General features: G+C 63.7%; 33 protein-coding genes. 23 read left to right on the top strand and 10 right to left on the bottom strand.

Annotated features, from left to right (window positions below; translation table 11 throughout):
- Positions 1 to 224 precede the first annotated feature (224 nt).
- From rpsP to trmD, 4 genes are read left to right on the top strand one after another with little or no spacing between them, the layout of a single operon-like run.
- Complete coding sequence (rpsP, locus tag MAB_RS16360; RefSeq protein WP_005111678.1) at positions 225 to 692, top strand: 30S ribosomal protein S16; 468 nt, start codon at positions 225 to 227, stop codon at positions 690 to 692.
- A gap of 8 nt (positions 693 to 700) precedes the next feature.
- Positions 701 to 943 (top strand): RNA-binding protein, encoded by a 243-nt coding sequence (locus tag MAB_RS16355; protein WP_005081564.1) that lies wholly within the window; start codon positions 701 to 703, stop codon positions 941 to 943.
- Between the two features lie 4 nt (positions 944 to 947).
- The gene (rimM, locus tag MAB_RS16350; RefSeq protein WP_005111677.1) at positions 948 to 1,469 is read left to right on the top strand and encodes a ribosome maturation factor RimM; all 522 of its coding nucleotides are present in this window, start codon (positions 948 to 950) and stop codon (positions 1,467 to 1,469) included.
- Positions 1,470 to 1,479: 10 nt separating this feature from the next.
- The gene (trmD, locus tag MAB_RS16345) at positions 1,480 to 2,208 is read left to right on the top strand and encodes a tRNA (guanosine(37)-N1)-methyltransferase TrmD (protein WP_012296649.1); all 729 of its coding nucleotides are present in this window, start codon (positions 1,480 to 1,482) and stop codon (positions 2,206 to 2,208) included.
- Here trmD and MAB_RS16340 read toward each other — a convergent pair.
- A complete protein-coding gene (locus tag MAB_RS16340; RefSeq protein WP_005081570.1) occupies positions 2,155 to 3,060 on the bottom strand; it encodes a serine hydrolase in 906 nt (301 codons plus the stop codon). The two genes, trmD and MAB_RS16340, sit on opposite strands and share 54 nt — an antisense overlap.
- A 277-nt stretch (positions 3,061 to 3,337) precedes the next feature.
- Here MAB_RS16340 and rplS point away from each other — a divergent pair, with 277 nt between their 5' ends.
- From rplS to MAB_RS16320, 4 genes are read left to right on the top strand one after another with little or no spacing between them, the layout of a single operon-like run.
- The gene (gene rplS / locus MAB_RS16335) at positions 3,338 to 3,679 is read left to right on the top strand and encodes a 50S ribosomal protein L19 (RefSeq protein WP_005056983.1); all 342 of its coding nucleotides are present in this window, start codon (positions 3,338 to 3,340) and stop codon (positions 3,677 to 3,679) included.
- A gap of 43 nt (positions 3,680 to 3,722) precedes the next feature.
- Entirely contained in the window at positions 3,723 to 4,967 is a 1,245-nt protein-coding gene (lepB, locus tag MAB_RS16330) for a signal peptidase I (RefSeq protein WP_005111673.1), read from the top strand.
- Positions 4,968 to 4,977: 10 nt separating this feature from the next.
- Positions 4,978 to 5,682, top strand: coding sequence for a ribonuclease HII (locus MAB_RS16325; RefSeq protein ID WP_005087713.1), 705 nt, complete (start codon positions 4,978 to 4,980; stop codon positions 5,680 to 5,682).
- A gap of 10 nt (positions 5,683 to 5,692) precedes the next feature.
- Positions 5,693 to 5,998 (top strand): DUF2469 domain-containing protein, encoded by a 306-nt coding sequence (locus MAB_RS16320; RefSeq protein WP_005056986.1) that lies wholly within the window; start codon positions 5,693 to 5,695, stop codon positions 5,996 to 5,998.
- Positions 5,999 to 6,032: 34 nt separating this feature from the next.
- On the opposite strand, the gene MAB_RS16315 is transcribed toward MAB_RS16320, so the two are convergent.
- The 4 genes from MAB_RS16315 to mbp1 are packed head-to-tail and all read right to left on the bottom strand — an operon-like array spanning position 6,033 to position 7,397.
- Positions 6,033 to 6,455 carry a hypothetical protein gene (locus MAB_RS16315; protein WP_005069579.1) on the bottom strand — a complete coding sequence of 141 codons (423 nt, stop codon included), beginning with the start codon at positions 6,453 to 6,455 and terminating at the stop codon, positions 6,033 to 6,035.
- A gap of 14 nt (positions 6,456 to 6,469) precedes the next feature.
- On the bottom strand, positions 6,470 to 6,757 hold the full coding sequence (locus tag MAB_RS16310; RefSeq protein ID WP_005081575.1) for a hypothetical protein: 288 nt from the start codon (positions 6,755 to 6,757) through the stop codon (positions 6,470 to 6,472).
- Positions 6,758 to 6,797: 40 nt separating this feature from the next.
- Positions 6,798 to 7,103, bottom strand: a complete 306-nt coding sequence (locus MAB_RS16305) for a GlsB/YeaQ/YmgE family stress response membrane protein (RefSeq protein ID WP_005056989.1) — start codon at positions 7,101 to 7,103, stop codon at positions 6,798 to 6,800.
- A gap of 51 nt (positions 7,104 to 7,154) precedes the next feature.
- Positions 7,155 to 7,397 (bottom strand): microaggregate-binding protein 1, encoded by a 243-nt coding sequence (mbp1, locus tag MAB_RS16300; RefSeq protein ID WP_005056990.1) that lies wholly within the window; start codon positions 7,395 to 7,397, stop codon positions 7,155 to 7,157.
- 190 nt (positions 7,398 to 7,587) lie between these two features.
- Here mbp1 and MAB_RS16295 point away from each other — a divergent pair, with 190 nt between their 5' ends.
- The 8 genes from MAB_RS16295 to MAB_RS16260 all read left to right on the top strand — a co-directional run bounded on the left by MAB_RS16295 (position 7,588) and on the right by MAB_RS16260 (position 14,942).
- Positions 7,588 to 8,340, top strand: a complete 753-nt coding sequence (locus MAB_RS16295) for a TetR/AcrR family transcriptional regulator (protein WP_005133116.1) — start codon at positions 7,588 to 7,590, stop codon at positions 8,338 to 8,340.
- Positions 8,341 to 8,487: 147 nt separating this feature from the next.
- A complete protein-coding gene (locus tag MAB_RS16290; RefSeq protein WP_005056992.1) occupies positions 8,488 to 8,724 on the top strand; it encodes a hypothetical protein in 237 nt (78 codons plus the stop codon).
- Between the two features lie 104 nt (positions 8,725 to 8,828).
- Positions 8,829 to 9,191, top strand: coding sequence for a YraN family protein (locus MAB_RS16285; RefSeq protein WP_005081582.1), 363 nt, complete (start codon positions 8,829 to 8,831; stop codon positions 9,189 to 9,191).
- Position 9,192: 1 nt separating this feature from the next.
- Positions 9,193 to 10,692 (top strand): YifB family Mg chelatase-like AAA ATPase, encoded by a 1,500-nt coding sequence (locus MAB_RS16280; RefSeq protein WP_005111670.1) that lies wholly within the window; start codon positions 9,193 to 9,195, stop codon positions 10,690 to 10,692.
- Positions 10,689 to 11,825 carry a DNA-processing protein DprA gene (gene dprA, locus MAB_RS16275; RefSeq protein ID WP_005081583.1) on the top strand — a complete coding sequence of 379 codons (1,137 nt, stop codon included), beginning with the start codon at positions 10,689 to 10,691 and terminating at the stop codon, positions 11,823 to 11,825. Before MAB_RS16280 ends, dprA begins: the two co-directional genes overlap by 4 nt.
- A gap of 522 nt (positions 11,826 to 12,347) precedes the next feature.
- Positions 12,348 to 12,965 carry a carbonic anhydrase gene (locus MAB_RS16270; RefSeq protein WP_005057001.1) on the top strand — a complete coding sequence of 206 codons (618 nt, stop codon included), beginning with the start codon at positions 12,348 to 12,350 and terminating at the stop codon, positions 12,963 to 12,965.
- Positions 12,966 to 12,975: 10 nt separating this feature from the next.
- Positions 12,976 to 13,794 (top strand): YoaK family protein, encoded by an 819-nt coding sequence (locus MAB_RS16265; protein WP_005057003.1) that lies wholly within the window; start codon positions 12,976 to 12,978, stop codon positions 13,792 to 13,794.
- Between the two features lie 254 nt (positions 13,795 to 14,048).
- Complete coding sequence (locus tag MAB_RS16260; protein ID WP_005111666.1) at positions 14,049 to 14,942, top strand: LysR family transcriptional regulator; 894 nt, start codon at positions 14,049 to 14,051, stop codon at positions 14,940 to 14,942.
- 30 nt (positions 14,943 to 14,972) lie between these two features.
- On the opposite strand, the gene MAB_RS16255 is transcribed toward MAB_RS16260, so the two are convergent.
- A complete protein-coding gene (locus MAB_RS16255; protein WP_005111664.1) occupies positions 14,973 to 15,347 on the bottom strand; it encodes a DoxX family protein in 375 nt (124 codons plus the stop codon).
- Between the two features lie 25 nt (positions 15,348 to 15,372).
- Between MAB_RS16255 and MAB_RS16250 the strand changes: the two genes are divergently transcribed.
- From MAB_RS16250 to MAB_RS16240, 3 genes are all read left to right on the top strand, one after another.
- Positions 15,373 to 16,131 (top strand): TetR/AcrR family transcriptional regulator, encoded by a 759-nt coding sequence (locus MAB_RS16250; RefSeq protein WP_005081593.1) that lies wholly within the window; start codon positions 15,373 to 15,375, stop codon positions 16,129 to 16,131.
- A gap of 75 nt (positions 16,132 to 16,206) precedes the next feature.
- The gene (locus MAB_RS16245; RefSeq protein WP_005081595.1) at positions 16,207 to 17,037 is read left to right on the top strand and encodes a siderophore-interacting protein; all 831 of its coding nucleotides are present in this window, start codon (positions 16,207 to 16,209) and stop codon (positions 17,035 to 17,037) included.
- Positions 17,034 to 17,948: a tyrosine recombinase XerC gene (locus MAB_RS16240; protein WP_005088347.1), complete on the top strand. Its 915-nt coding sequence runs from the start codon at positions 17,034 to 17,036 to the stop codon at positions 17,946 to 17,948. The genes MAB_RS16245 and MAB_RS16240 overlap by 4 nt, the downstream gene beginning before the upstream one ends.
- 3 nt (positions 17,949 to 17,951) lie before the next feature.
- Here the strand turns inward: MAB_RS16240 and MAB_RS16235 are convergent, their stop codons facing one another.
- From MAB_RS16235 to MAB_RS16225, 3 genes are all read right to left on the bottom strand, one after another.
- Positions 17,952 to 18,188 carry a hypothetical protein gene (locus tag MAB_RS16235; RefSeq protein WP_005104242.1) on the bottom strand — a complete coding sequence of 79 codons (237 nt, stop codon included), beginning with the start codon at positions 18,186 to 18,188 and terminating at the stop codon, positions 17,952 to 17,954.
- A gap of 142 nt (positions 18,189 to 18,330) precedes the next feature.
- Positions 18,331 to 21,270 carry an MMPL/RND family transporter gene (locus MAB_RS16230; RefSeq protein WP_005111661.1) on the bottom strand — a complete coding sequence of 980 codons (2,940 nt, stop codon included), beginning with the start codon at positions 21,268 to 21,270 and terminating at the stop codon, positions 18,331 to 18,333.
- Positions 21,267 to 21,674: an MmpS family transport accessory protein gene (locus tag MAB_RS16225; RefSeq protein ID WP_005111658.1), complete on the bottom strand. Its 408-nt coding sequence runs from the start codon at positions 21,672 to 21,674 to the stop codon at positions 21,267 to 21,269. Before MAB_RS16225 ends, MAB_RS16230 begins: the two co-directional genes overlap by 4 nt.
- A 158-nt stretch (positions 21,675 to 21,832) precedes the next feature.
- On the opposite strand from MAB_RS16225, the gene MAB_RS16220 reads away from it, so the two are divergent.
- Positions 21,833 to 22,789 carry a TetR family transcriptional regulator gene (locus tag MAB_RS16220; protein WP_005111656.1) on the top strand — a complete coding sequence of 319 codons (957 nt, stop codon included), beginning with the start codon at positions 21,833 to 21,835 and terminating at the stop codon, positions 22,787 to 22,789.
- 35 nt (positions 22,790 to 22,824) lie between these two features.
- The gene (locus MAB_RS16215) at positions 22,825 to 23,058 is read left to right on the top strand and encodes a hypothetical protein (protein ID WP_005081602.1); all 234 of its coding nucleotides are present in this window, start codon (positions 22,825 to 22,827) and stop codon (positions 23,056 to 23,058) included.
- On the opposite strand, the gene MAB_RS16210 is transcribed toward MAB_RS16215, so the two are convergent.
- Positions 23,055 to 23,504, bottom strand: coding sequence for a M23 family metallopeptidase (locus MAB_RS16210; protein ID WP_005115974.1), 450 nt, complete (start codon positions 23,502 to 23,504; stop codon positions 23,055 to 23,057). The two genes, MAB_RS16215 and MAB_RS16210, sit on opposite strands and share 4 nt — an antisense overlap.
- A gap of 351 nt (positions 23,505 to 23,855) precedes the next feature.
- Here MAB_RS16210 and rpsB point away from each other — a divergent pair, with 351 nt between their 5' ends.
- On the top strand, positions 23,856 to 24,689 hold the full coding sequence (rpsB, locus tag MAB_RS16205; RefSeq protein ID WP_005076880.1) for a 30S ribosomal protein S2: 834 nt from the start codon (positions 23,856 to 23,858) through the stop codon (positions 24,687 to 24,689).
- Positions 24,690 to 25,523 (top strand): translation elongation factor Ts, encoded by an 834-nt coding sequence (gene tsf, locus MAB_RS16200; RefSeq protein ID WP_005081606.1) that lies wholly within the window; start codon positions 24,690 to 24,692, stop codon positions 25,521 to 25,523.
- The last annotated feature ends 18 nt before the right edge of the window (positions 25,524 to 25,541 follow it).

Genomic DNA, 25,541 nt, shown 5'->3' with positions numbered 1-25,541 from the left:
CTAGACGCCGACACGCCGTATTGTGTGCGGGCCACTCGGGCGATGCATCAGAAACCGTAGTTTCGGCGGGATTTGAGCTGGTAGGCGCCGGTCTGGCACAATGGCCCGGTCCGCGATTTGGCTAAGGCCACCAGTGGTCAGACCCACGCGAGGCAAAACCGGATCATGCACTCCCGCATGAATCGCCGAATTGCCGCGTGATACCTCAAGGAGAATTTGTAGTCATGGCTGTCAAGATCAAGCTCACCCGCCTCGGGAAGATCCGTAACCCCCAGTACCGCATCCAGGTCGCCGATGCCCGCACCCGCCGCGAAGGCCGTGCCATCGAGGTGATCGGCCGGTACCACCCGAAGGAAGAGCCCAGCCTGATCGAGATCGATTCCGAGCGCGCGCAGTACTGGCTGTCCGTTGGTGCGCAGCCGACCGATCCGGTGCTGGCCCTGCTGAAGATCACCGGTGACTGGCAGAAGTTCAAGGGTCTGCCCGGCGCTGAGGGCACCCTGAAGGTCAAGGAGCCCAAGCCGAGCAAGCTGGACCTGTTCAACGCCGCCCTGGCCGAGGCCGACGGCGCCCCCACCGGCGAGGCCATCCAGCAGAAAAAGAAGAAGGCCCCCAAGAAGGCCGAGGCCGCCGAGGCCGAGGCTCCGGCCGAAGAGCCGGCCGCCGAGTCTGCTGACGCCGCAAGCGAATAGGACCTCAGATGAGTTCTGTTGTGGTCGATGCCGTCGAGCACTTGGTGCGAGGAATCGTCGACAACCCCGATGATGTCCGCGTTGACCTGGTGACGAACCGTCGCGGCCGCACCGTGGAGGTTCACGTCCACCCCGACGATCTCGGAAAGGTGATCGGTCGGGGCGGGCGCACCGCCACCGCCCTGCGCACCCTCGTCGCAGGTGTGGGCGGCCGTGGCATCCGGGTCGACGTGGTGGACACCGACCGGTAGCTCCATGGAGCTAGTGGTCGGGCGTATCGCCAGGGCGCACGGCGTCACCGGCGAGTTGTCGGTGGAGGTCCGTACCGACGATCCCGACGAGCGTTTCGCTGTTGGTTCGGTATTGACCGGACGGCTGCCCCGTGGCGGTGGCAGCCGCCGGTTCACCGTCGAATCGGTGCGTGAGCACAGTGGGCGGTTGCTGATCAGGTTCGCCGGCGTATCCGATCGTGACGCGGCTGATGCGTTGCGGGGAACCCTTTTCATGGTGGACACCACCGATCTCCCACCGATCGAGGATCCTGACGAGTTCTACGATCACCAGCTCGAAGGGCTCGCGGTGCGGACTCTGGACGGGGCCGCCGTCGGCACCGTTTCCGAGGTCTTGCATACCCCCGGTGGGGAATTGCTTTCGGTGCGTGGGTCCGAGCGGCGGGAGATTCTGGTGCCGTTCGTCTCCGCGATCGTCACGTCGATCTCTTTGGCGGACAAGGTTATCGAGATTGACCCCCCGGAAGGGCTGCTGGATCTGTCGTGAGAATCCCGTCATGAAAATAGACGTCGTCACGATCTTCCCGGAATATCTGCAACCCGTGCGGCAGTCCTTGCCGGGCAAGGCTATTGACGCTGGTTTGGTCGATGTCGCGGTGCATGATCTGCGGCGCTGGACGCACGACGTGCACAAGTCCGTCGATGACTCGCCATACGGTGGTGGGCCCGGCATGGTGATGAAGCCGACGGTCTGGGGCGATGCGCTGGATGAGATCTGCACATCTGAAACGCTTTTGGTGGTGCCGACACCCGCTGGCTACCCGTTCACCCAGGAGACCGCCTGGCAGTGGTCCACCGAAGATCATCTGGTGATCGCATGTGGGCGGTACGAGGGAATCGACCAGCGCGTCGCCGACGACGCCGCGACACGGATGCGGGTGCGCGAGGTGTCGATCGGTGACTACGTACTCAACGGCGGCGAGGCCGCTGCTCTGGTGATCATCGAAGCGGTGTTGCGTCTGGTTCCCGGTGTGCTGGGCAACGCGCTTTCCGCACAGGAAGATTCACACTCCGAGGGAATGGCCAGCCTCTTGGAGGGGCCGTCGTACACCAGACCGCCGAGCTGGCGGGGGATGGATGTGCCACCGGTGCTGCTCTCGGGAGATCACGCCAAGATCGCGGCCTGGCGGGCCGAACAGTCGCGTCAGCGCACTATTGAGCGGCGCCCAGATCTACTCGGTTTCGATTCGCCCACCGGGGAACATGGTGGCGACGGCCTGAGTTAGCGTGTTGCGCGCCGTCACATCGTTGGCGGTCTGCAGTGACGACACCACCACGATGAATCGCCGGTCCGGGCCCACGACGCCCGTCGAAAGGTGCATCCACGCCGAGCCCACGCAGCACATCCAGCCCTGCTTCACCGCGACGGGTTCGCCGGGAATGCCGTCGGGGATGCCGAAACGCTGTGGGTACCCGTCGATGCCATTGGGTGTCGAGCGGCTCAGATCGTCCACGATGATGTTTGCCCGCTCGGGGGGCAGCCCGCCCGTGCCGGAGAGCAGCATGTCGTAGTACTGGACCAGGTCATTGGCAGTGCTGATGGTGTTCCACCACATCCCGTCGGAGGGCACGTTGGTGGAGGCAAGCCCATACCGCGCGGCCACGCGGGTGATGATCGAATTGCCGCCACCACGCTGCCAAAAGACCTCGGCCGCGCTGTCGTCAGAGGACTGCAGCATTCGGTCGAAGGCCGCACGATCGGCGGGGGTCAGGGTGACCTCGCCCTGCGATTCACGCATGAGCAGGTCGTCGGCGATGAAAAGCTTTGCCACCGATGCGATGGCGATGGTGCTGTTGTTGCCATTGGATACGACCGCACCCGACGCGCGATCCTTGATCACGGCGGTCAGCGTGGCGCCGGCGCTCTTGGCCTGAGTGGTCGCCGCGGTGGTGCGCTCGGGGAGCGTCTCAAAAGAGGTGGGGCTCTCCACCTCGAAGACCGGAGGCGTCTCCGCGGGAGCGCTCACCACGGCCAGCACCGGAGTGGCCGGATCGCTACGCACGGACGCCACACACCCAGAGGTCAACGCGGTCGCTGCGGTGAGCGTCAAGCCCACAAACAGATGCTGGCCGCGCATGACGTGGACCCCCTCTGCGGTCAGAATCTGGTTTTGTTACCCGTGGTTACCCATGTGACGGGTGTTCCGGTCACGGTAGCCTACTAGTACTTCCTGGATAACTCCTGCCCAAGGGGTGCTCTGGTGGGCGATTTCACTGGAAGGGCCTCTGTCTGGCACAATTGACTAGCTGTCTGCCGCTGTATCGGCGAACCCAGACAGGATTAAGCAACTAATGATCGGCTGAGGTGCACTTTCGCATGCCACCCGGCCGCGCGACCGCGAGGATGTATCACCGATGAACACGCTGGACTTTGTCGACCAGGCGTCGCTGCGCGAGGACGTGCCTGACTTCCGTCCCGGCGACACCATCAATGTGCACGTCAAGGTGATCGAGGGCTCCAAGGAGCGTATCCAGGTCTTCAAGGGCGTCGTGCTGCGTCGTTCCGGCGGTGGCGTGAGCGCGACCTTTACCGTCCGCAAGGAGAGCTACGGCGTTGGCGTCGAGCGCACCTTCCCGGTGCACTCGCCCAACATCGACCACATCGAGATCTTGACCCGCGGTGCGGTCCGTCGCGCCAAGCTGTACTACCTGCGCGAGTTGCGCGGTAAGAAGGCCAAGATCAAGGAGAAGCGCTGACCGAGCCGGGACACTGGCCCCGCCCCGGTAGAGGACGTCCATAGTGTCCTATGACGTCTACTTCGTGCGTCAGCATCCTCCCCAGGACTTCGAACACGTTCCGGAGAACGAACATCCGCTGAAGGAATCGTCGGATCTGCGTTCCCGGCTCGTCGCCGACATGAACGCGCCCGAGGTTTTCGAGGGCTCGGACGGCACCTGGGAACTCTCCGACTCCGTTACCACTGCGCAGGTGAACTATGCGCCGGACGGTGTGGGTATGGGAGTTTCGTACGGTTCGGCGACGTCCGATGAATTCGACTCGCGCATCGAGCATTTGATGCGACTGGCGAAGATCATCGAAGACGAGACTGGACTTACCGCATGGGATCCGCAGGCGGAGAAGGTTTTCGGCGATGTGACGTTGGATGACTCCCGTCAGTCTCTTGGACAGTTCGAGACCGTCGGCGACAATGTCGAGCACGACGCCGCCGAGAAGGTGTCTGCGGTGGACTCCACCGACGAAGACCCGGCGCAGGATTCCAAAGACGCATCCGACTCCGATGAGGGCGGATCCGGAATGCTGCGTGAGGTGGGCGTTCTGCTGCTGATTGCTCTGGTGCTTTACTGCATCACACAGAACTTCATCGCCCGGCCGTATCTCATCCCGTCGGAATCGATGGAGCCGACGTTGCATGGATGCCGTGGATGCACCGGCGACCGGATCATGGTCGACAAGGTGGTCTTCCGATTTTCCGAGCCGCAGCCCGGCGAAGTGGTTGTCTTCAAGGGTCCGCCGGAATGGAACGGTAACTATCGGTCGATCCGTTCGTCCAACACCGCGGTCCGTTACGTGCAGAACGCTCTTTCCTTTATCGGTGTGGTTCCGCCCGATGAGAATGACCTGGTGAAACGAGTTATCGCCACCGGTGGGCAGACCGTGGAATGTCGTCCCAACACGGGCCTGACCGTCAACGGTAAGAAACTGGACGAGCCCTATCTTGACCCGGAAACCATCGGTCCGAATATCGATGGCTGCTGGGGTTTCCCGTTCGGCCCGGTCAAGGTGCCCGAGGGCAAGCTCTGGATGATGGGGGACAACCGTACCCATAGCGGAGACTCCCGTGCGCACTGCCAGAGCCGGGATCGCGACGCCGGACTCGACGTCGATATCGACCACAAGATCTATTGCACCGGCGACCCGAACATCGGCACGGTGCCCGTGGCCAACGTCATCGGCAAGGCGCGATTCATCGCATGGCCGCCCGGTCGTTGGGGTGCGGTCAAGACGGTTAATCCCCAGACCTAGCTTTCGCGGGATGAGTACCAGCTGGCCGCCACGCACGGTGATTCGCAAGGCATCCGGATTGCGAACGCTCGAATTGACGCTCGACAGAGTGGGTTTAGGCCCGGTCGCCGGTGTGGACGAGGCGGGACGTGGGGCCTGCGCGGGTCCGTTGGTGATCGCGGCCTGTGTGCTGGGCTCCAATCAGCGTAAGAGCCTCGCCGCGCTTAACGACTCGAAGAAGCTCACCGAGAAGATGCGCGAGACGCTGTTTCCTCTCATCTGCCGGTACGCCGAGGCCTACCATGTGGTGTCGGTGCCTGCCGATGAGGTGGACCGCATTGGCGTTCACGTGGCCAATATCGAGGGAATGCGCCGGGCGGTGGCAGGTCTGGGCGTAAAGCCCGGGTATGTGCTGACGGACGGTTTCCGGGTGCCGGGATTGCCGGTGCCGTCGCTGCCGGTGATCGGGGGTGACGCGTCGGCGGCCTGTATCGCGGCGGCCAGCGTATTGGCGAAGGTGAGCCGGGACCGGGTGATGGTGAACATGGATTCCGATCACCCTGGATACGGATTCGCGGTACACAAGGGGTACAGCACAGCCGTCCACACCGAGGCATTGCGGCGTCTGGGACCATCGGCTCAGCACCGACAGTCGTTCGTGAATGTCCGTAACGCGGCCATGGGAAGTTCTTTGATGCGGCCGCTTGCGCCAAGAGAATCGGATACAGGGGGATAATGGAAGGCCTATGAGCGCCGAAGACCTCGAAAAGTACGAAACCGAGATGGAACTCTCGCTATATCGCGAGTACAAGGACATCGTTGGGCAGTTCAGCTATGTGGTGGAGACTGAACGACGGTTTTACCTGGCCAATAGCGTCGAGGTGATTCCGCGGAACACCGACTCCGAGGTGTACTTCGAACTGCGGCTGTCCGACGCGTGGGTCTGGGATCTGTTCCGGCCGGCACGGTTCGTCAAGCACGTGCGCGTCATCACGTTCAAGGACGTCAACATCGAAGAGGTCGACAAACCAGAGCTGCGCCTGCCGGAGTAGATCTCCTGCAGACGCAGCTCGGCCGTGGGGTGATTTACGGGATGCTGACGCAACCGACGTTGTCGACGCACCCGCCGCCACCGCCCGGTCCGCCGTGGCCGCCGCCGACACCCGGAATGTGGCCGCCACCGCCCTCGGGGCCGCCGCCGCCGGTGGGGCCGCCCGGGATGCTTCCGCTGCCACCTTCGGGGCCGCCGCCTCCAGTCGGGCCACCGGGAATGGCGCCCGAGCCGCCATCCGGCCCGCCACCTCCAGTCGGTCCGGGGGCCGGAGTGCCCTCGGGCGCGCCGCTGGGTGCGGGCGTGATGGTCGTGGTGGTCGTCGTCGTGGTGGTCGTTGTGGTGCTGGTGCTTGTGGGACCGCCATCGTTATTGGTGCCACATCCGGCCAAGGCTGCGCCGAGCGCGATGGCGCATCCGGCAAAAACCTTGGCGGGCTTAACTGTTCGCGTCTTCATGGGATGCTCCCGAGTTAGATGTGTGGGGCTTCTTTGATCTTGCTTTTTTCGTTGCCGAGAGTCTTGCAATAGGCCATCGCGGAATTCTTGGCCGCCGTGGTTTGCAGACCGCTGGGCTCTTGTTGGTTCTCGTCCTTCAGCATCTTGGTGACCGCATCGTTCTGTGCGTTGTCGTCTTGGGTGAGAAATTCCTTGCAGGTGGTGTCACCCCCCTGATTGATGACGTCGGAACAACCTGCCAGCGAAACAGCGGTGACCGCGAATACGGCCACTGCGAACTTCTTCGATATGGACGGAATCACTACCGACCCTTCTGTTGAGGACTGTTGGGATGTGTGCTGGTCACCGTCTGCCGGTGACCAGACGCACGAGGAACAGCAGAATGCACGCACCGACCAATGCGGTGATGAATGTCAGGACCCAGCCAAAGCCGTAGGTGCCGACATCGAACAGGCTCAGCAGGAACCCGCCGAGCAACGCGCCCACGATTCCCACCACGATGTTCAGCAGCAGGCCCTGCTGAGCATCGGTGTCCATGATCTTGCTGGCCACCCAACCGGCGAGCCCGCCGATCACGATCCATGCGATCCAGCCGATGCCAAAACCGAGATGCGCTGCCGCGACGTTCGCGGCCAGTGGTGAAATCATTTGTGGTTTCCTGACTCTCGTGGGTATGGGCGCGCTGCTGCGGTGTCGGTCCTACTTCTCGGCGTCTTCCCGGGCCTCGTGCACAGCGGCCTCGGCGCGGGCCTTTTCGGCTTCGGCTTCCTTGGTCGCCACCTCGCGCTGAGCCTCGGCCTTGTCCTGCTGTGCCTGGCCTTCGCGTTCCAGCGACTCGTCGCCGGTGAGCTTGCCGGCGGCCTCTTTCACTTTGCCCTTGACGTCTTCGACGACGCCCTTGATCCCGGCTTCGAATCCGCTGTCCTTGTTGTCATCGCTCATGTCTCGCTCCTTTTCAGTGCGTGTGTGCGGTGCAACCGCTCTTGGTTACCCCGTAGTGAGGCAACTGAAACAACCGTAGCAAGGGTTGTGTACTACGTAAACTACTTAGTAAACAAATAGGCGCTGGCCAGGTGTTTAGCTGGCCGGGGTACCGTTTTGTGGACGGCGAAGCCGCCACGGGGACGCCGTCATGGCCCGAGCCCAGAAATGCACGGTGGGAGTGACGGACGCAGTGGACGAGACGGAAAGCGGAACGGTTGCCGGTGGCGCTGAAGGGCGTCGACCGCGATCACTGACCCGTGCCGAGATCCTCGATACCGCGATAGCTCTGGTGGACAGCGAGGGGTTGGATCAGCTGACCATGCGGCGGCTCGGTTCTGCCTGTGGCGTGGAGGCAATGGCCCTGTATCGCCACGTGCATGGCCGTCAGGACCTGCTCGGCGGAATCGTGGACCACTTGGTGGACAAGCTGTACGACGATCAGTTGGCGGCCCGCCGGCAGGAAGATGGTTGGCAGGACTACCTGGTGCGGCTTGCGCACGGGGTACGGGAGATCGCCATTGGCCATCCGCATCTGTTTCCGACATTGGCTACCCGGCCGCCGGAAGCCCCGTGGGTGCGGCCGCCGCTGCGGAGCATGAAGTGGATGGAGACATTCCTGGACACGCTGATCTCCTACGGTTTCGACGATCGCGCCGCAGTGTCGGCCTACCGTGCCTACACCACCTTCCTGCTGGGCCAGCTGCTCTTGGAGGTGTCCGCCCGCGGAGCCTCGCTGAGTTCGGTCGAGGACGAACTGCCGGAGAAGACGTTGCGCAGCCTGTCGAGCTATCCCAACCTGCAGCGCATGCAGAAACAACTCAGCGAGGATCACAGCGCGACCGAGTTCGAAGAGGCGCTCGAATCGCTGCTGGACCGGCTGGAGAACGGCGCGCCGCGCTAACGTTCGGCGTGTGGCTTGCGCTGATCTGTTGGGATCGGGCTGATTTCCTGGCGTTGTCATGGGAGTTGCCGCCCGGGAGGCCGCGTTCGAGTTGCGAGCCCGGTGTTTGTGCCCCATCCTCTGCCAATGGGTGCTTTGCTGACGAGAATGATCGCCATGACTGTGCCGGTAGTTGTGGTAGCCCTGCCGATGGGCTCGCCGGGCGCGACGGTATCGGGGAGTCCGGTGCACTGTGCGCCGTCGAAGACGGCCAAGGATGTTTGCATCGCGAATCACGATGCCGAGATCAAGTCGGCGCCCAATGAAAAAGACTTGCCGGCCCCCGCATCCGGAGCGATCGGCAAGGTCGCGCCGGTGGTTCATCCGGTCAAGATGTGGAACTAGGGGCACCCCCCTGTCTGTGGATGAACTCACGCTTGTGGATTAACTACCGATCGACGTAGCGCGCTAGTGCATCGCTGTCGGGCCCGATCGGAATGGTTTGGGCCATGACACATTCCCTGAGCAGGTCGCAGATCGGCATTCATGGAGAGGATCTGGCCGCCGACTACCTCCGGCAGCACGGGTTCACAGTTCTCGATCGCAATTGGCGATGTCGGCACGGGGAACTCGACATTGTCGCGGTCTGCGGCGATCTACTGGTCTTTGTCGAGGTGAAGACCCGAACCGGGCAGCGATTTGGAACTCCCGCGGAGGCCGTGACGTACGCCAAGCTGCGCAGACTGCGGCGGCTCGCGGGTATCTGGCTCGCGGCACAGGGGGGTTCGTGGTCGTCGGTGCGCATCGACGTCATCGAGGTAAGGCTGGCCGGAGCCACACCGGAGCTCACCCACATCCACGGGGTGGGATGAGATGGCGCTGGGCAGAGCGTATTCCGTCGCGGTCAAGGCGGTTACCGGCCAGACTGTCGAGATCGAGGCGGACATAAGTGCCGGACTACCAGGAGTGCACCTGGTTGGACTGCCTGATGCCGCGTTACAGGAATCCCGCGACCGGGTGCGCGCGGCGATCACCAATTGCGGGTTCACGTGGCCGGCGTCCCGACTCACCTTGGCTCTATCGCCGGCGACGCTGCCGAAGATGGGGTCGGTGTACGACCTCGCGCTTGCCACCGCTGTGCTGTCGGCCAACAAGGCGATTCCACCAGACCGGCTGGAAAAGACCTTGTTGCTTGGTGAATTGGCGCTTGACGGGCGAGTGCGTCCGGTTCGTGGTGTGTTACCGGCAGTACTGGCGGCAAAGCGTGACGGATGGCCGACGGTCGTGGTGCCGCAGGCCAACCTGGGAGAGGCGGGGCTGGTCGAAGGTATTGAGGTACTGGGAGTCCGGACATTGCGCCAGCTGACGGCGTGGCTGTGTGCTGACGGTGAGCTGGATCCCGTGTCACAGTCGGAATACCGGCACGTGACCGAGGCTCCGGACATGGCGGATGTAGTGGGCCACGCGGATGCCCGCTTCGCCGTCGAGTTGGCTGCGGCCGGCGCACACCATCTGATGTTGACAGGGCCTCCCGGAATTGGGAAAACAATGCTGGCGCAGCGTTTACCGGGCCTGCTGCCGCCGCTGCGCCACGAAGAGGCGCTCGAGGTGACAGCCGTGCATTCCGTGGCGGGTCTCTTGACGGCTCGGCGGCCGTTGATCACCGAACCGCCGTTCGTGGCGCCGCACCACACGTCCAGTGTCGCCGCGCTCGTCGGCGGTGGCTCAGGCACGGCAAAGCCCGGTGCGGTCAGCATGGCCCATCGGGGGGTGCTGTTCCTCGATGAGTGTGCCGAACTGTCGACCCCGGCGCTGGAGGCGTTGCGGACCCCCTTGGAGGATGGGGAAATTCGACTTGCGCGGCGTGACGGCGTGGTCACTTACCCGGCTCGATTTCAACTGGTACTCGCGGCGAACCCGTGTCCGTGCGCTCCGGCGAATCCGCGGGATTGCACGTGTCCGGCGCAGCTGCGTCGCCGGTACCTCGGCAAGTTGTCGGGGCCGCTTCTCGATCGGGTCGACCTTCGGGTCAAAATGCACCAGGTCAGCCAAACGGCGCTCAATGACGCGGCCGAGGGCACAGCGGTTGTCCGTGAGCGCGTACTGCTGGCCCGTGAACGGGCTTCGCGACGATGGGCCGACTACGGATTTCGGGTCAACGCCGACGCCCCGGGGCCGTTGTTACGCAGGGAGTTCCGGCCATCACGAGCCGTTATGGAACCGCTGCGCAATGCGATGGAACGCGGTTTGATCAGCGTGCGGGCGCTCGATCGATGCCTACGTGTGGCGTGGACATTGGCCGACCTCGGCGGCCGGGATCTGCCGGCCGCCGAGGATGTCAAGCTCGCACTGACCTTCCGGGACAAGCGATGAGCAGCGCCACGGCCGACTGGGCATACCTGTCACGTGTGAGTGAGGCGCCCAGCGCCGAACTGGCGGCCATGGTGTCGGTGTTCGGTGTGCGGGAGACCGCTGCCCGGGTTAGGCGATTGGATGTTCCCGACCAGGTCCGGGCTGTGGTGCGGGCCAGGCATGATGTCGACCGCAGTCGTGAGGATCTGGAAATTCTCTCGCGCTTGCAAGGGCGCCTGGTGACGCCCGACGATGCGGAATGGCCGCACTGGCAGTTCCAGGCATTTGCGTCGGTGGATACCAAGCGGATGCCCAATGGAAGAATGCCGCTGGCGCTGTGGGTCGTGGGCGAGCGTTCGCTTGCCGAGGTTACCTCGCGAGCGGCGGCGCTCGTCGGGACGCGAGCCTGCAGTGGTTACGGCGAACACGTTACGGCCGAACTCGCCGCCGGCTTGACGGCCCGGGAGGTGGCGGTGGTTTCGGGGGCTGCGTTCGGCATCGACGGTGTTGCGCATCGTGCCACGCTGGCCTGTGATGGAGTCACGGTTGCGGTGCTGGCCGGCGGTGTGGATGTGCCGTACCCGGCAGGGCACTCCGGTTTGCTCTATCGAATCGCCCGTCATGGGTTGGTGGTCAGTGAATACCCGCCTGGGGTGCGGCCCGCTCGACATCGATTTTTGACCCGGAACCGGTTGGTGGCCGCCCTTTCCGGTGCGACCGTGGTGGTCGAGGCGGGCGCGCGTAGCGGAGCCGCCAACACCGCCGCCTGGGCACGTATCTTGGGCCGTCCCGTCGGTGCGGTGCCGGGCCCGATCACGTCTGCGGCGTCGGTGGGCACCCACGTTGAGATCGCTGAACGCGGAGCTCAGCTTGTTGTGTGTGCTCAGGATGTGGTCGCGCTGGCGGGTCGGCTGGGCGAGTTTACGGCGGCGCCCGATCGCCCCGGCAGTGTCATTGACGGGCTCGGTGACGATGAGAAGCGCGTCTACGAGGCCTTGCCGGGCCGAGGCAGCACGACGGTGCGGGAGTTGGTGCGTGAGTCGGGACTGAGCGTCGGCCGGGTTCAGGGTGCGTTGGCGATTCTGGAGCTCGAGCAGCTGGTGATCGACGTCGCGGGGGACTGGAAGCTGCGTCGCACCAATATGGTTCGGTAGATAGGTGACCAGTCCTGCTGGTGTGCACGAGAACTCACGTCCGAACTACCACATGTCTCTCAAACGCACCGGCTTGCGAGCGTGCATGTCTTCATCTAGTTGATCATGTTTTCAGAGCAACTCCATCTGGAGCGGCCTGATTCGGACGTGCGATCGTGGGGTGCAAAAAATCCAATGTGGCAGGCGTAGAGGGCCTTTCGGCAAGGACGCACTGTGGGTCACACCCACTTCCTATTGCCTTGTGGCAGTGAATAATTGCTGGTGCTCGCCAATTACATTGCGTTGTTGCCAGATCCCAGGCATATTGGATTTGGGTGCTTTCAATGACTGCGACACCCATCGGGGAGCTTTGGCAGTGTTGCCATCGTCGGTCATAGGGCCTGAAGTGCACGAATTCACTTCCGGCAGAGATCATCTCGACTGAGATGCACAGGGAATGGCGCGTCAACTGTGAGTTGATAGCCTTCAACTATGTGTTGGAGGTCACATTGATGCCATACCCTGGTAGGGTATGAAGGAAATATGGCATCTGATCCGAAGTCCGCCTGGACGGCACTCAAAGAGGGTAACCAGCGTTTTGTCGGGGGTTTTCCGCAGCATCCGAGTCAGAGCGTTACGCGGCGGGCGGAGTTGGCCAATGGTCAGAACCCGCAGGTCATGTTGTTCGGGTGCTCGGATAGCCGGGTGGCTGCGGAGATCATTTTCGATCAGGGTCTGGGCGATATGTTCATCGTGCGTACTGCCGGTCAGGTGATCGACTCGGCCGTGCTCGGTTCTATTGAGTATGCGGTGGCGGTCTTGGGGGTGCCGCTGATCGCGATCTTGGGTCATGACTCCTGTGGTGCGGTGGGGGCCACGCTCGATGCGCTGGATACCGGTGAGGTTCCGGGTGGATATATCCGGGATTTGGTGGTGCGGGTGATGCCCTCGATCCTGGGCGGGCGCAAGGACGGGTTGTCGCGGGTCGATGAGTTCGAGGCCCGTCATGTCGAGGAGACCGGCACCAAGTTGTTGCAGCGTTCGCAGGTGGTGGCTGATGCGGTCAAGGCCAAGAAGCTGGCCATTGTGTATCTGACCTACAAACTGGCCGACGGACGCGTCGTGCTCCACGGCCACGTCGGCGATATCGATAATCCCTGAGGAGGCGGACATGAATCGGAAGGGCAGGTCCGCGACGTTGGAGAGCGGACCGCAGGGCGAGATTGAAATCGGCAGTGACAAGGGCGCTATCGCTCCATTAAAAGGCGACGATGCGGTGATCACCCGTGAGGCCGCGATCGGATCCGAAGCCCGGCTGTCTTGGTTGCTTTCGGGGCTGGCGGGAATGGTTGGCGCGGTTGCCTTTTTGCACAGTGCGGGTTACTTCGTCACATTCATGACGGGTAACACCGAGCGTGCGGTGCTGACGTGGTTCAAGGTCACCGACAAGCAACAAGTGGCGGGAGCCGGCCCGATTGCGGCGATCTCGATGATCGGGGCCTTCCTGTTCGGTGTCATCGTGGCGTCATACTGCCGGCGAAAATTCTGGAAGAACCACCCGCATGGGGCGACGGTTCTGACCACCGTCGGTCTTCTGGCCGCTGCCGCGGTCGACTTCTATCAGGACCGTAGCTTCACCGCCAACATCGACGTGCATTTCACGCCGATACTGTTGTTGGCCTTCTCGATTGGAGCCCTCAACACATCGTTCGTGAAGAAGGGGGAGACGGCCATTCCCCTGAGTTACGTCACGGGAACCGTGGTCAAGCTGGGGCAAGGCATCGAGCGGCATCTGTTCGGTAGAGGTTCGGTCTTCGAATGGCTGGGGTACGCGATGCTCTACCTGTCATTCGTGCTGGGGGCGGCGACCGGCGGTGTGATCGCTTCGGTCTACAGCGGGTCAAAGGTGATACTCACCGTCGGAATAATTTGTGGCGCAACAACACTGGTCACATTTTTCTACTCGGATCGCAAGACCATTCTCGGTTGAGCGGTGCTGCGGGTAGTTCACACAAATTGAGGAGAGGACGCACGTCATGGAGCCTGGATTCCAGATATACGGACCGCACAAGGCTGAGGCCGCAAGCCCAATCGAGCATATGAACGATCTCGTCACAGCGTTGCTCATCGCGGCCCTGTTTATCGCGCTGGGGGTGGCCAAATTCGGGCCCTTCTGGACCGTCAACTACTGACCGTTGGGTTGGTCGCGGCGGTAGGGTTCTATGGGGGCGCTGGTGATTCATCATGGAGTTGAGGCAGCTTGAGTATTTTCTCGCGGTGGCCGAACACGCTAACTTCACACGCGCTGCCGAAGCTCTGCACGTCGCTCAACCCTGGGTCAGTGCGCAAGTGCGGCGGCTGGAGCGAGAACTGGGCAATGAGCTGTTCGATCGTTCCAGCAGGGTGCTCAGGCTGACCGAGTTCGGCAAGGCGCTGCTGCCGCTTGCCGGAGCCGCGCTTCGGACGGTGGGTGAAATACGTTCGGCCGCTGACGCCATGGCGGGAGTGCTGTGCGGCCAGCTTGCGATCGGTACGGTGCCACACCCGTCACCCCTGCTGGCTGAGGCACTGGCGGCCTACCGCAGGGCGCACCCGGCGGTGACAGTGACGTTGACCGAGGCCAGGTCTGACCAGTTGGCCACAGCGGTCGTGGAACGTCGGCTGGATATGGCAGTAATGGCATGGCTGGCTCAGCCGCCGTCTCAACTGCGCGAACGGATCTTGGCCAAGGAAAATATCGTGGCGGTGGTCCATCGCGATGACCCCTTGGCGGGGCGCGAGTCGGTCGCGCTGGCAGAGTTGCGCGATCGCGCGCTGATAAGTCACCCGCAGGGATGCGAGATACGGACAGCGCTCGATCAGGCCTGTCTGGCAACAGGATTTACGCCGCGCGTTGTCTTTGAGACAAGCTCGGCCGACATGATGAGACATCTCGTGGTGAGAGATCTGGGTGTAGCGGTGACCCCCAGATTGCCACGCGAACAGCTGGGCAGGCTCCGGCAGATCGATCTTTCCGATAGGGCGATGAGTGGGCGGCTGTCTCTGTTGTGGAGGGGAAAAGGGGCCACTCTCGAGGCGGTGGCCTTTGCGGCGTGCATTGACGAATTGTGCCGGAAGGACGCCAATCTCGTGTCGTGACGGCTGTGACGGTCCAGGTTGGCGGATCGGTCAGCCGTACCACTCGAACGCGACGAACACCGCCAGCACGATCAGCACGATCAGCACGATATTGACGCCCGCGAGCTTCCCTTCATTACGGCGGACGTGAACGCCGAAGGCCCCAGCCTGCAGCACCGCCAGTCCGGCAGCGGCCAGTGGACTGAGGACGGGCGCAATCCCCGTGGCATACGGAATCACCACGCCGATCGCGCCCAGCACTTCCGATCCGGCGATCGCCTTGACGACATGGGGAGAGAAATCGTTGGCCCAGGCCAGGTTGGCATTGGCGGCGATCTTTTCGTGCGGCGTGATCAGTTTGAATGCCCCCGCAGCCAGGTGCACGACGGCGAGTACGCCGGCACAGACCCATAACCAGGCATCCATCGCGTCAGTATGCCCCGCCGTAACGGTGGCGTTCGGTGAACCCGATAAAGATCACGACCGCTGTGCGGATGTCATCACGGCGATTGCCAGCAAGTGGGGGGATGATGACCGAAGGAAGGATGTGACGGATTTCGTGACCGAAGCCGGTGAGCTGACGCGGCGCCCTCGGGGTAGGCCCCGTAAGGGTGGGGAAGGGGTGTCGGCAGACGCGATTTTTACCGCCGCGTTGCGCGCCTTCGCCACTCACGGGTATCAGGGCATGTCAATGCGCACGCTCAACCGAGAGTTGGGTGTCAGTCATAACCTGCTACATCAACGTTTTTCGTCCAAGGAACAGCTTTGGTACGCCGCCGTTGATTGGGGATTTCAAGCAATTATCGACAAGGTTCTGGCGGACGATGATGAGAGCCTGGGTCCGTCGGCGCGTATCAAGCGGTTCATCAAGACTTTTGTCATGTTCGCCGCGGAGCACCCGGATCTGATCCGCATCATGGATATCGAGGCGGGTCAGGACAGCGAGCGGTTACAGCACATCTGCAAGGCGTATGTGCTGCCCATGCAGGAGCGGCTGGGACCGGTGTACGAGGAAGCCGTGGCCGCCGGTGAACTGCGTGAAGTGCCGCTGCAGACCAGTTTCTTCCTCATCACCTCGGGTACCGCCGCGCTGTTCAGCAGCGCCGCCCTGGCCCGCACGGTGTTCGGTGATGACGTGCTCGACCCCGACCAGGTCAAGGCCCACGCCGAGGCGGCCGCCGAACTGATCATCAGGGGACTGTTGCCGTGACGTGGGTGCCCATCGGCACGCTTTCCTCCGTATAGTCAAGGCAATTGACATAGAGGATTCGACGCAGGAGGCGATATGACACGCCCGCTCCACGAGTTGCAGGTAGTTCGGACCGAGCAGGTGAGCCCGCACATCACCCGGGTGGTGCTCGGCGGGAACGGATTCGAGGGATTCGAAGTCAGCTCGTTCACCGACAGCTACGCCAAGCTGATATTTCTTCCGCAGAGCCACGAAGGGCCGGGCCCGCGCGATATCGACGAGGCGCGCGATATGCAGGCCACCGTGCGCACCTACACCATCCGGTCCGTGGATACCGACCGTCGCGAGGTCGCCATCGACTTCGTGGTGCACGGTGACACCGGCGTGGCAGGGCCCTGGGCGTCGCGGGCCAAACCCGGCGACAAGCTGTACATCACCGACTCGCATGGTGCGTACGCACCCGACCCCGCCGCCGATTGGCATCTGCTCGCCGGTGATGAGTCGGCGATTCCAGCGATCAGCGTCGCGCTGCAGGCGCTTCCGGAAAAGGCTCGCGCCAAGGTGTTCGTGGAGGTGGCCGGTCCCCAGGACGAGATCGACTTCGATACCCGGGGCGACGTGGACGTGGTCTGGGTGCATCGCGGCGCCGGAGCCGACGAGGTCGGTGAGGAGCATGCGGGCGACAACGCCCCACTGGTGGCCGCGGTGCGTTCAGCGGAGTGGCCGCCCGGACAGGTGCAGGTGTTCATCCACGGTGAGGCACAGACCGTCATGCACAACCTGCGGCCGTACATTCGCAAGGAACGCGGGGTCGCGCCCAAATGGGCGGCGTCGATCTCGGGATACTGGCGGCGTGGCCGCACCGAGGAGACATTCCGCGTGTGGAAGCAGGAGCTGGCGGCCGCCGAAGCTACCGTGAAGGAGTGACACCGCAACTGGCCGCCATTCTCGACGAATTCGCCGAGCACCTTGCGCTGGAACGCGGCCGGTCGGTGCACACCCAGCGTGCCTATCGCGGCGACCTGACGCTGCTGTTCGACCATCTGTCGGCCTCCAATCCCGAGGCCACCCTGGCCGACCTGTCGCTGCCGGTACTGCGGTCCTGGTTGGGTGCACAGGCCAGGCAAGGTGCGGCGCGCTCCACCGTGGCGCGGCGTACGTCGGCGGTGAAGATCTTTACCGCCTGGGCGACGCGTCGCGGCTTGCTGCCGACAGATCCCGCGATTCGCTTGCAGCAGCCCAAGTCTCGTCGAACCCTTCCCGCGGTGTTACGGCAGGACCAAGCCGCCGCGGCGATGGAAGCCGCGCATTCCGGTGCCGAACAAGACGATCCAATGGCACTGCGGGATCGTTTGATCGTCGAGATGCTGTACGCCACCGGGATCCGTGTCAGCGAGTTGTGTGGACTGGATATCGACGATATTGACCGGCCACGAAAGGTGCTGCGCGTCTTGGGCAAGGGCGACAAGGAGCGCACCGTGCCGTTCGGTGATCCGGCCGCCGATGCCCTGAGCGCGTGGCTGGATCGCGGACGGCCTCATCTGGCGGTCCCTGCATCTGGAGCCGCACTGCTGCTGGGCGCACGCGGCCGGCGCGTCGATCCGCGGCAGGTCCGCACCGTGGTGCATCAAACCATGTCTGCCGTTCCCGGCGCTCCCGACATCGGGCCGCATGGGTTGCGGCACAGCGCCGCTACCCATCTACTCGAGGGCGGCGCGGATCTTCGCGTCGTGCAGGAGCTGCTCGGGCATTCCACCCTGGCGACCACCCAGCTTTACACCCATGTCACTGTGGCGCGGTTGCGCGCTGTACACGACCAGGCGCATCCGCGGGCGTGACCCTCAATGGTGTCGCTTGTTCCTTCGGGTGAATACCGCACCGAGGCGACTGGCCCAGCGGCGTAGCCGATGACGATGGGCGCGAGCCGCCAGGTGATTCTTCTCCTGGCGGGATTGCGTGCGCATTGCGCGCATGACCTCGCGCTGGTAGTAGCTCGTCGAGTCGTTGCCGCCCGTTGCCCACAGCGTTACCGCTATCAGCAGCATCAGGACCGCGGAGAGACCCACTATCGTGGGCATGGCGCGTGCCCCCGGCGCGGTGTGCGTGAGGTGACGACGTGGATCCGCAGCGAGCCCAGATTCAGCTCGCATACGGCGTCGTTGAGATGTGCTGTGCCGAAGCGCATCTCAAGTGCCGTTGTGCCGCACCAGCTCGCCCACGTCATCGGGACGCACCGACCAACCGGACCGGACCGGTCACATCCGCGGACGTCACAGCGCGGGCGACGGTGTCCCGGCTCGCGGCCCTGTCATGCACCACCGCCGGCCACCAGAACCAGCGGCCCAACAGGGTGGCGATGGCTGGCACGACGAATGACCGCACGATCAAGGTGTCCATGAGCAGGCCTAGGCCGACGGCGGTGCCGAGCTGGGCGATGTTGCGTGCGGGAGCGACGATCATCGCGAACATGGTGAACCCGAACACCAGGCCCGCGGTCGTCACCACGCCGCCGGTATTGGCCATGGAACGGATGATGCCGGTCTTGATGCCGGCATGTAGCTCCTCTCGGAACCTGGCCACCAGCAGCATGTTGTAGTCGGCCCCGACCGCGACCAAGAACACGAAGGACAGCGGTGCTACGGACCAATGCAGTGGTATGCCGATGAGTTCTTGCCAGACGAACACCGTCACGCCCAGTGCCGAGACATAGGACAGTGCGACGGTCCCGATCACCACAATCGCGGCGACCAGACTGCGCAGCAGGATCAGTATCACGCAGAACACGAAGGCGAATGCGGCCACGGCGCTGGTAATGAAGTCCTCGCGCGTGAAGGCCTCGATATTCAACAGCGTGCCACCCGGTCCGCCGATGCTGACGGTGCTGCCCGCCAAGGACGTGCCCTTGATAGCCTGCAGCGCCGTCGGGATGATTTTGGAACTCAGCTCCATGGCTTCCTGGCTGAACCCCTCTCGTTCTGGGGTGACGACCATCCGCGTGACCTTGCCGTCGCCTGAGAAGAAGTACGGCATAGCGCTTTTGAAGAGTGGGTTCTGAAATGCCTGCGTGGGTATGAAGAACGAGTTGTTCGGGTCACCGTCGGTGAAGCTCTTACTCAGATCATCGGTGAATTGCGTGATCTCGGAGACCTGAGGCAACAGCACCTGGAGGGTGCTCTGCAGCGGTGCGATGACCGCGTTGACCTGGTTGATGAAATCTTTCAGGCCCGGCAACTGCGCTCCGAGAGCCGGCAACGTCTGCGCGAGCGTTCCGGTTCCGTTCACCAGATTGCCGACGAGCCCATCGAAACGGTGCAGATCGTCGAAGAGTGAGAAGCCGGTGAGTGCCGCTTGGCAGTAGTCGTTGTCGCGGCAGTTCGGGATCCCGCCGATGAAGTCCTCGGCGGGTTTGGCAGTCCCACGCAACGAGTCGACCTTCTGGACCACGGCGGCCAGACTCGTGCGCAATTCGGCTGCGCCCGAATGTATCTGGGTGGCCCCTGTGGTTCCGGTCCGCACGGCCTGCTCAAGGCCCCGTACCGTCAGTGACAGCTGGCCCACACGGCCACTGAGGGCAGTGAGGTCCTCGATGCGCTGTTTGAGCAGGTTGGTCATCTGAGTCAGCCGTCCACCGACATAACCCGCCTGTGCGGGCAGTGTCCCCAGTTCCAGGGGAGCAGCCAGCGGTCGGGTGATGCCCTGCACATTGCTGATTCCGGGGATGTTCAATATGGCGCTGCTCATTTTCGCGAGGGCGATCAGGTCCCCTGAGTTGCGCATATCGTGGTCCGACTCGACGATGAACACGCTGGGGGACATGATATTCGGAGGCAGATGCCTGTCTGAGGCGGCAAAGCCCACGTTGGCGGGAGAGTCGCTGGGCTGGGCCTGTCGTTCGTTGTAACTGGGTTGGAACCCGGGTACCGCCAGAAATGCGATCGCCAGCACGGCCATGCTGCCCGCCAGCACCGGTCCGGGCCAGCGCACCACGTAGGTGGCGATGCGCCGCCAGCGGCGCTGGGACTTTTCCTCTCGTGGCTCGAAGAACCCGAATCGGCTGCCGGCGGCCAGCGCGGCGGGCGCCAGGGTCAGCGCCGCGCCCAGGGTGACCACGACCGCGACGGTGCAGGGCAGTCCGGATGTGCTGAAGATGGCCAATCGGGTGAACACCATGCATGCCGTGGCCCCGGCGACGGTGAGCCCCGAGGCGATGATGATGTGCTGCACCCCGGCCAGTGCCGTGTAGTACGCGGTCACCGGATCTTCGCCTGCCCGGCGTGCCTCTTGATATCTTCCCAAAAGGAATATGCCGTAATCGATTCCGGCTCCCAGCACGATCACCGCCAGCAGCGCCGACGCGAAGATCGACACACCGATCACTTGGTGCTGGCCGAGGAATGCCACGATCGGCCGCCCCACACCCAGGCCCGCTCCCGCGACCAGCAGCGGCAAGGCGATAGTGATCGGTGAGCGATACACCACCAGCAAGATGACGCCCACGAGCCCCGCGCACGCGACCAACAAGATCAGGATCGAGTCGTTGATCGAGACCAGTTCGTCGTTCACGACGGCGGACGGGCCCGTCAGGTGCGCGGTGATGCCCTTGGGTGGCGGGTACTGGGCGATCAGCTCGCGGATCTGCGCGGTGGACTCCATGGCCAGGGCGGTGCCCATATTGCCCTTGAGGTTGATCAGGACGTAGGCGGCCTTGCCGTCGGCGCTCTCGTTGGCCGGTGCGAACTGCGGGTCTGACCACAGGTCCATGGACGAGTTGACGTGCTTCTTGTCCTGGTTGATCCGGTCCAGGATCGACGAATAGTACTGGTGCGCTTCGGCGCCGAGAGGCGACTCACCTTCGAGCAGCAGATAGACGAAGTTGTTGGTCCCGGCGCCACCGAAGTAGTCGCCCATCTTCGAGATGGCCTGTACGGACGCGGCGTCATCGGGCAGGAATGAGCGGGCGTGCTGCTTGATCACTGTTTCTAGCTGGGGTACAGCGAGATTGAGGAGACCTGCCGCGCCGAGCCACAGTACGAGAATGGGTATCGAGAATCGGTAGAGGAATCGGGCCAGCGGCGGGCGCCCGGGCGCGGGTACCACGTCTGCGGGCCGTGCCCGCAAATTGTCCAGTATCTGCGTGCGAAATTTGTTCATCAGGTTCACGCCACCGTCACCTGGCAAGAGACAGCCGACGCATTGGCCGGGCTCTGATCGCGGGTTAGTCCGTTGATCGTGATGCTGCACGACATCTGTTCTGAACTGGACTGGGCGACAAGGCCGACAGGGACGACAAGTTGCTTCGCGTGCAGGGTGGCCTGCCAGGGCAGTGTGCCCGACACCTCGCGTACCGCGCCGTCGACGTCCAAATATGACGCCTTGACCGTGCTGCCCGCCGGTCCGTCGAGCCGATACTCGACGATCTTGTCGCGCGGCTTGCCGATCACCGGCGGCTTGGGCGAATGGCCGATCGCCGGATCGGGGATGTCGCTCAAGCGCAGATGGGCGATGTATGCCCCCGCGATACACAGCGTCGCTATCGACACCAGATACACCCACGCGCCACGCATTCGGAGCTCCTCATTGATCCCGTTGGTGAGCGTTGACGTTAACTGGCCGATCGTTAATTTAACAGTCGGTCATATCAACGTCACACCGATCGGTCTACTGTGGCGCGCGCCACACCAATGTGTCATGTCTGCCGACTGCGAACTGGTAGAAGGGATTCATGACACGGGCAGGCACCAAGGGGATGCCCCGCGCAGAGCGGGAACGGCAGATCCTCGATGCCGCATGCCAGGAATTCGGCCGCAGCGGATATGTGGGCATGTCACTGGCTGCGGTCGCCGCTGCGGTCGGCGTCTCCAAACCCATGGTGTTGGCGTACTTCGGATCCAAAGAGCAGCTCTATATCGCATGTGTGGAGCGTGCCGGGGCCACCGTCGGCGATCACATCGAGGCGGCGATGACGGCCGCGCCGCCCACATTGGCATTGCCGCGTGCCGTGCTGCAGGCCATCTTCCAGGCATTGGCGCCTCGTCCGTCTGATTGGCTGGTGATCTGGGATCAGACCCTGCCCGAGGGGAGCGAGGCCCTGGCCGCGGCGCGTGTCGCCAGAACCCGGCTCGCCGCGCTGGCCGGTCAGGGCGTGGCCGCGGTGGGAAGTGCGGCCACGCAGCTGCGTGACGCGCAGGACATCGGTGTGCTCACGCAAGGTTGGATGGGGATGGTCGGCGCCATGATCACCTGGTGGATCAGGCATCCGGAACAGAGTGCGGAGCAGATGGCCGAGCGCGCCAGCCGCCTGATCGGAATCATCGCCAGTGCCGGGATATCGGAGGCGGAGGCGCCAGAGGGCGGCGCCGTGCCACGTCCCGGCACGCCGGTGCGCGGATCTGGTTCCGGGCAGCCCCTCAATGCGGCGTTCGATCTCTTCGGCCGGCGCTGGGCCATCCTCGTGGTGTGGGAACTGCGTTCGGGCACAAAGACTTTGCCTGAGCTGAAGGCGGAGATGGGTGACGCCTCCAGTAGTGTGCTCGCTACTCGTCTCAAGGAGCTGACCGCGGCGCACATCGTACGCAACCAGGACGGGCAATACTCGCTGACGACTGTGGGCAAGGGCCTGCTGGTGGCGTTGGCGCCACTGCACCTCTGGGCAAAAGCCTGGTCGGCGTCGGTCCGGTGACTAAAGTGCCTACCATGCGCGCCGGAATCCCTGCCATGACCGTCGCCGCCACCGCGCTGGCTCTGAGTCTCGGACTGGTCGCCCCCGCGGCGGCGGTCGCGGACGTGTACCCGCCGTGGTGGGTATGCATGGCTAATGGTGGTGAGATGCGTGCGTTCTATCAAGTGGTGAGCGAACAAGACGCTCTCGACCGATTCCACGACGCGGTGGCGCGGCTGTCGCAGTCCACCGGTAAACCGGCGCACGTCGACGTCTGTCAGCCCGCCTAGAGCGGTTTGAGTCGCAGCGGGATCGCCGCCAACAGACCCAGCGGGTTCAGGTAGTGAGCGCTTGATGCGGGCCCACGCAGGGCGCCCCAGTGCAGGCACGCTGTCATGGCACAGCCGGGGTGGCCACGCTGCAGCAGGCCGATGACCGCCCCCTCATCGACCCGCTGGCCGGGCCGGACCACTGGGGTAACCGGCTCATAGGTGGTGCGCAAGCCGCCGTGATGCTCGATCGACACGAGTGGTCGGCCGGCGAGCACTCCCGCGAAGACCACCACACCGGGCCCCGCGGCGACCACTGCCTGATCGGGGCCACCGGCCAGATCGACGCCGCGGTGTCCCCGGTTCCAGCGCTGCTGAGGATTGTCGAATTGCCGTATCACCGCAGGCCGGGGACTTAGTGGCCACCCGAAACGGTCCCCGGTATCGGCAGGGGCAGTGGCCGCCATGGGAGAGCCGGCCACTGCCAGCGCGAGGATCAGAGGGACGCAGCCGAGCCTTCTGAACCGCACGACGTCATAGTGACCGGGAAGTGCAGTACGGGAAAGAGTCATTCCTGCCGCTGTGGATAACCCTGCCCGCTGGATACGGGGGCTTGGCCACGTGGCAAAACCACGGGTCGCAAGCATGTAAACTCAGCACCGCAACTCGCTTGGCGGGTTGACTTCGCGCGTCTGCACACGAGCTTGTGAGCAGCATGCCGGGCGGTCCCACTCAGGTGGGTTCCGGCACGCAGCAGGCGCCAGGGCCCAGGATCACCCGATCCGGGGCGAATAACCGACATACACAGGAGGCACGGCATGGCCGTGGTAACCATGAAGCAGCTGCTTGACAGCGGCGCGCACTTCGGGCACCAGACCCGACGTTGGAACCCCAAGATGAAGCGGTTCATCTTCACCGACCGCAATGGCATCTACATCATCGACTTGCAGCAGACGCTGACCTACATCGACAAGGCGTACGAGTTCGTCAAGGAGACCGTCGCCCACGGTGGTTCGGTCATGTTCGTCGGCACCAAGAAGCAGGCTCAGGAGCCCATCGCCGAAGAGGCGACCCGCGTCGGCATGCCCTACGTGAACCAGCGCTGGCTGGGCGGCATGCTCACCAACTTCTCCACCGTGCACAAGCGTCTGCAGCGCCTCAAGGAGCTGGAGTCGATGGAGCAGACCGGTGGCTTCGAGGGACGCACCAAGAAGGAAATCCTCATGCTCACGCGTGAGAAGAACAAGCTCGAGCGCAGCCTCGGCGGTATTCGCGACATGCAGAAGGTGCCTTCGGCAATCTTCGTGGTTGACACCAACAAGGAGCACCTGGCTGTCGCCGAGGCCCGCAAACTGAACATCCCGATCATCGCGATCCTGGACACCAACTGCGATCCCGATGTCGTGGACTACCCGATCCCGGGCAACGACGACGCCATCCGCAGCGCCGCGCTGCTCACCAAGGTCGTCGCTTCCGCGATCGCCGAGGGTCTGCAGGCACGCTCCGGCCTGGCTGGCGGCGACGAGAAGCCCGAGGCTGGCGAGCCGTTGGCCGAGTGGGAGCAGGAACTGCTCGCCTCCGCTGTCGCGACCACCGACGAGGCTTCAGCGCCGTCCGCTGCGGCCACCGAAACCACAACCGAGGAAGGCTAAATGGCGAATTTCACTGCCGCCGATGTGAAGCGGCTCCGGGAACTGACCGGTGCCGGAATGCTCGACTGCAAGAACGCCCTGGCCGAGTCTGACGGTGACTTCGACAAGGCCGTCGAGGTGCTGCGCATCAAGGGCGCCAAGGACGTTGGCAAGCGCGCCGAGCGTGCCACCGCCGAAGGCCTCGTCGTCGCGCGTGACGGTGCGCTTGTCGAGTTGAACTCGGAGACCGACTTCGTCGCCAAGAACGCCGAGTTCCAGGCTCTCGCCGACGCCATCGTCGGTGCGGCCGCGGCCGGGAAGATCGGCGAGGTCGACGCTCTGCTGGCCGCCAAGGTCGAGGACGGCCGGACCGTCGAGCAGGCGATCGCCGACCTGGCCGCCAAGATCGGCGAGAAGTTGGAGCTGCGCCGGGTGGCGTACTTCGGCGGAACCGTCGAGGCCTACCTGCACAAGCGTGCCGCGGATCTGCCGCCGGCCGTGGGTGTGCTGGTCGAGTACGAGTCGGCATCGGGCGATGCCACCGGCGCAGACGCTGCGCACGCTGTGGCCCTGCAGATCGCAGCGCTCAAGGCCAAGTACCTGACGCGCGAGGACGTTCCGGCCGATGTGGTCGAGAACGAGCGTCGGATCGCCGAGGAGACCGCGAAGGCAGAGGGCAAGCCCGAGGCGGCACTGCCCAAGATCGTCGAGGGCCGCGTCACCGGTTACTACAAGGATGTCGTGCTGTTGGATCAGCCGTCGGTGTCCGACAACAAGAAGTCTGTCAAGGCTCTGCTTGACGAGGCCGGTGTCACCGTGACCCGCTTCGCGCGGTTCGAGGTCGGCCAGGCCTAGTTCGCTTTACGTCAGTTC

Source organism: Mycobacteroides abscessus ATCC 19977 (assembly GCF_000069185.1).
In the GTDB taxonomy this organism is placed as follows: Bacteria; Actinomycetota; Actinomycetes; order Mycobacteriales; family Mycobacteriaceae; genus Mycobacterium; species Mycobacterium abscessus.
The sequence above is the reverse complement of the archived record's forward strand: the minus strand, read 5'-3'. Positions and strand labels throughout refer to the sequence as shown.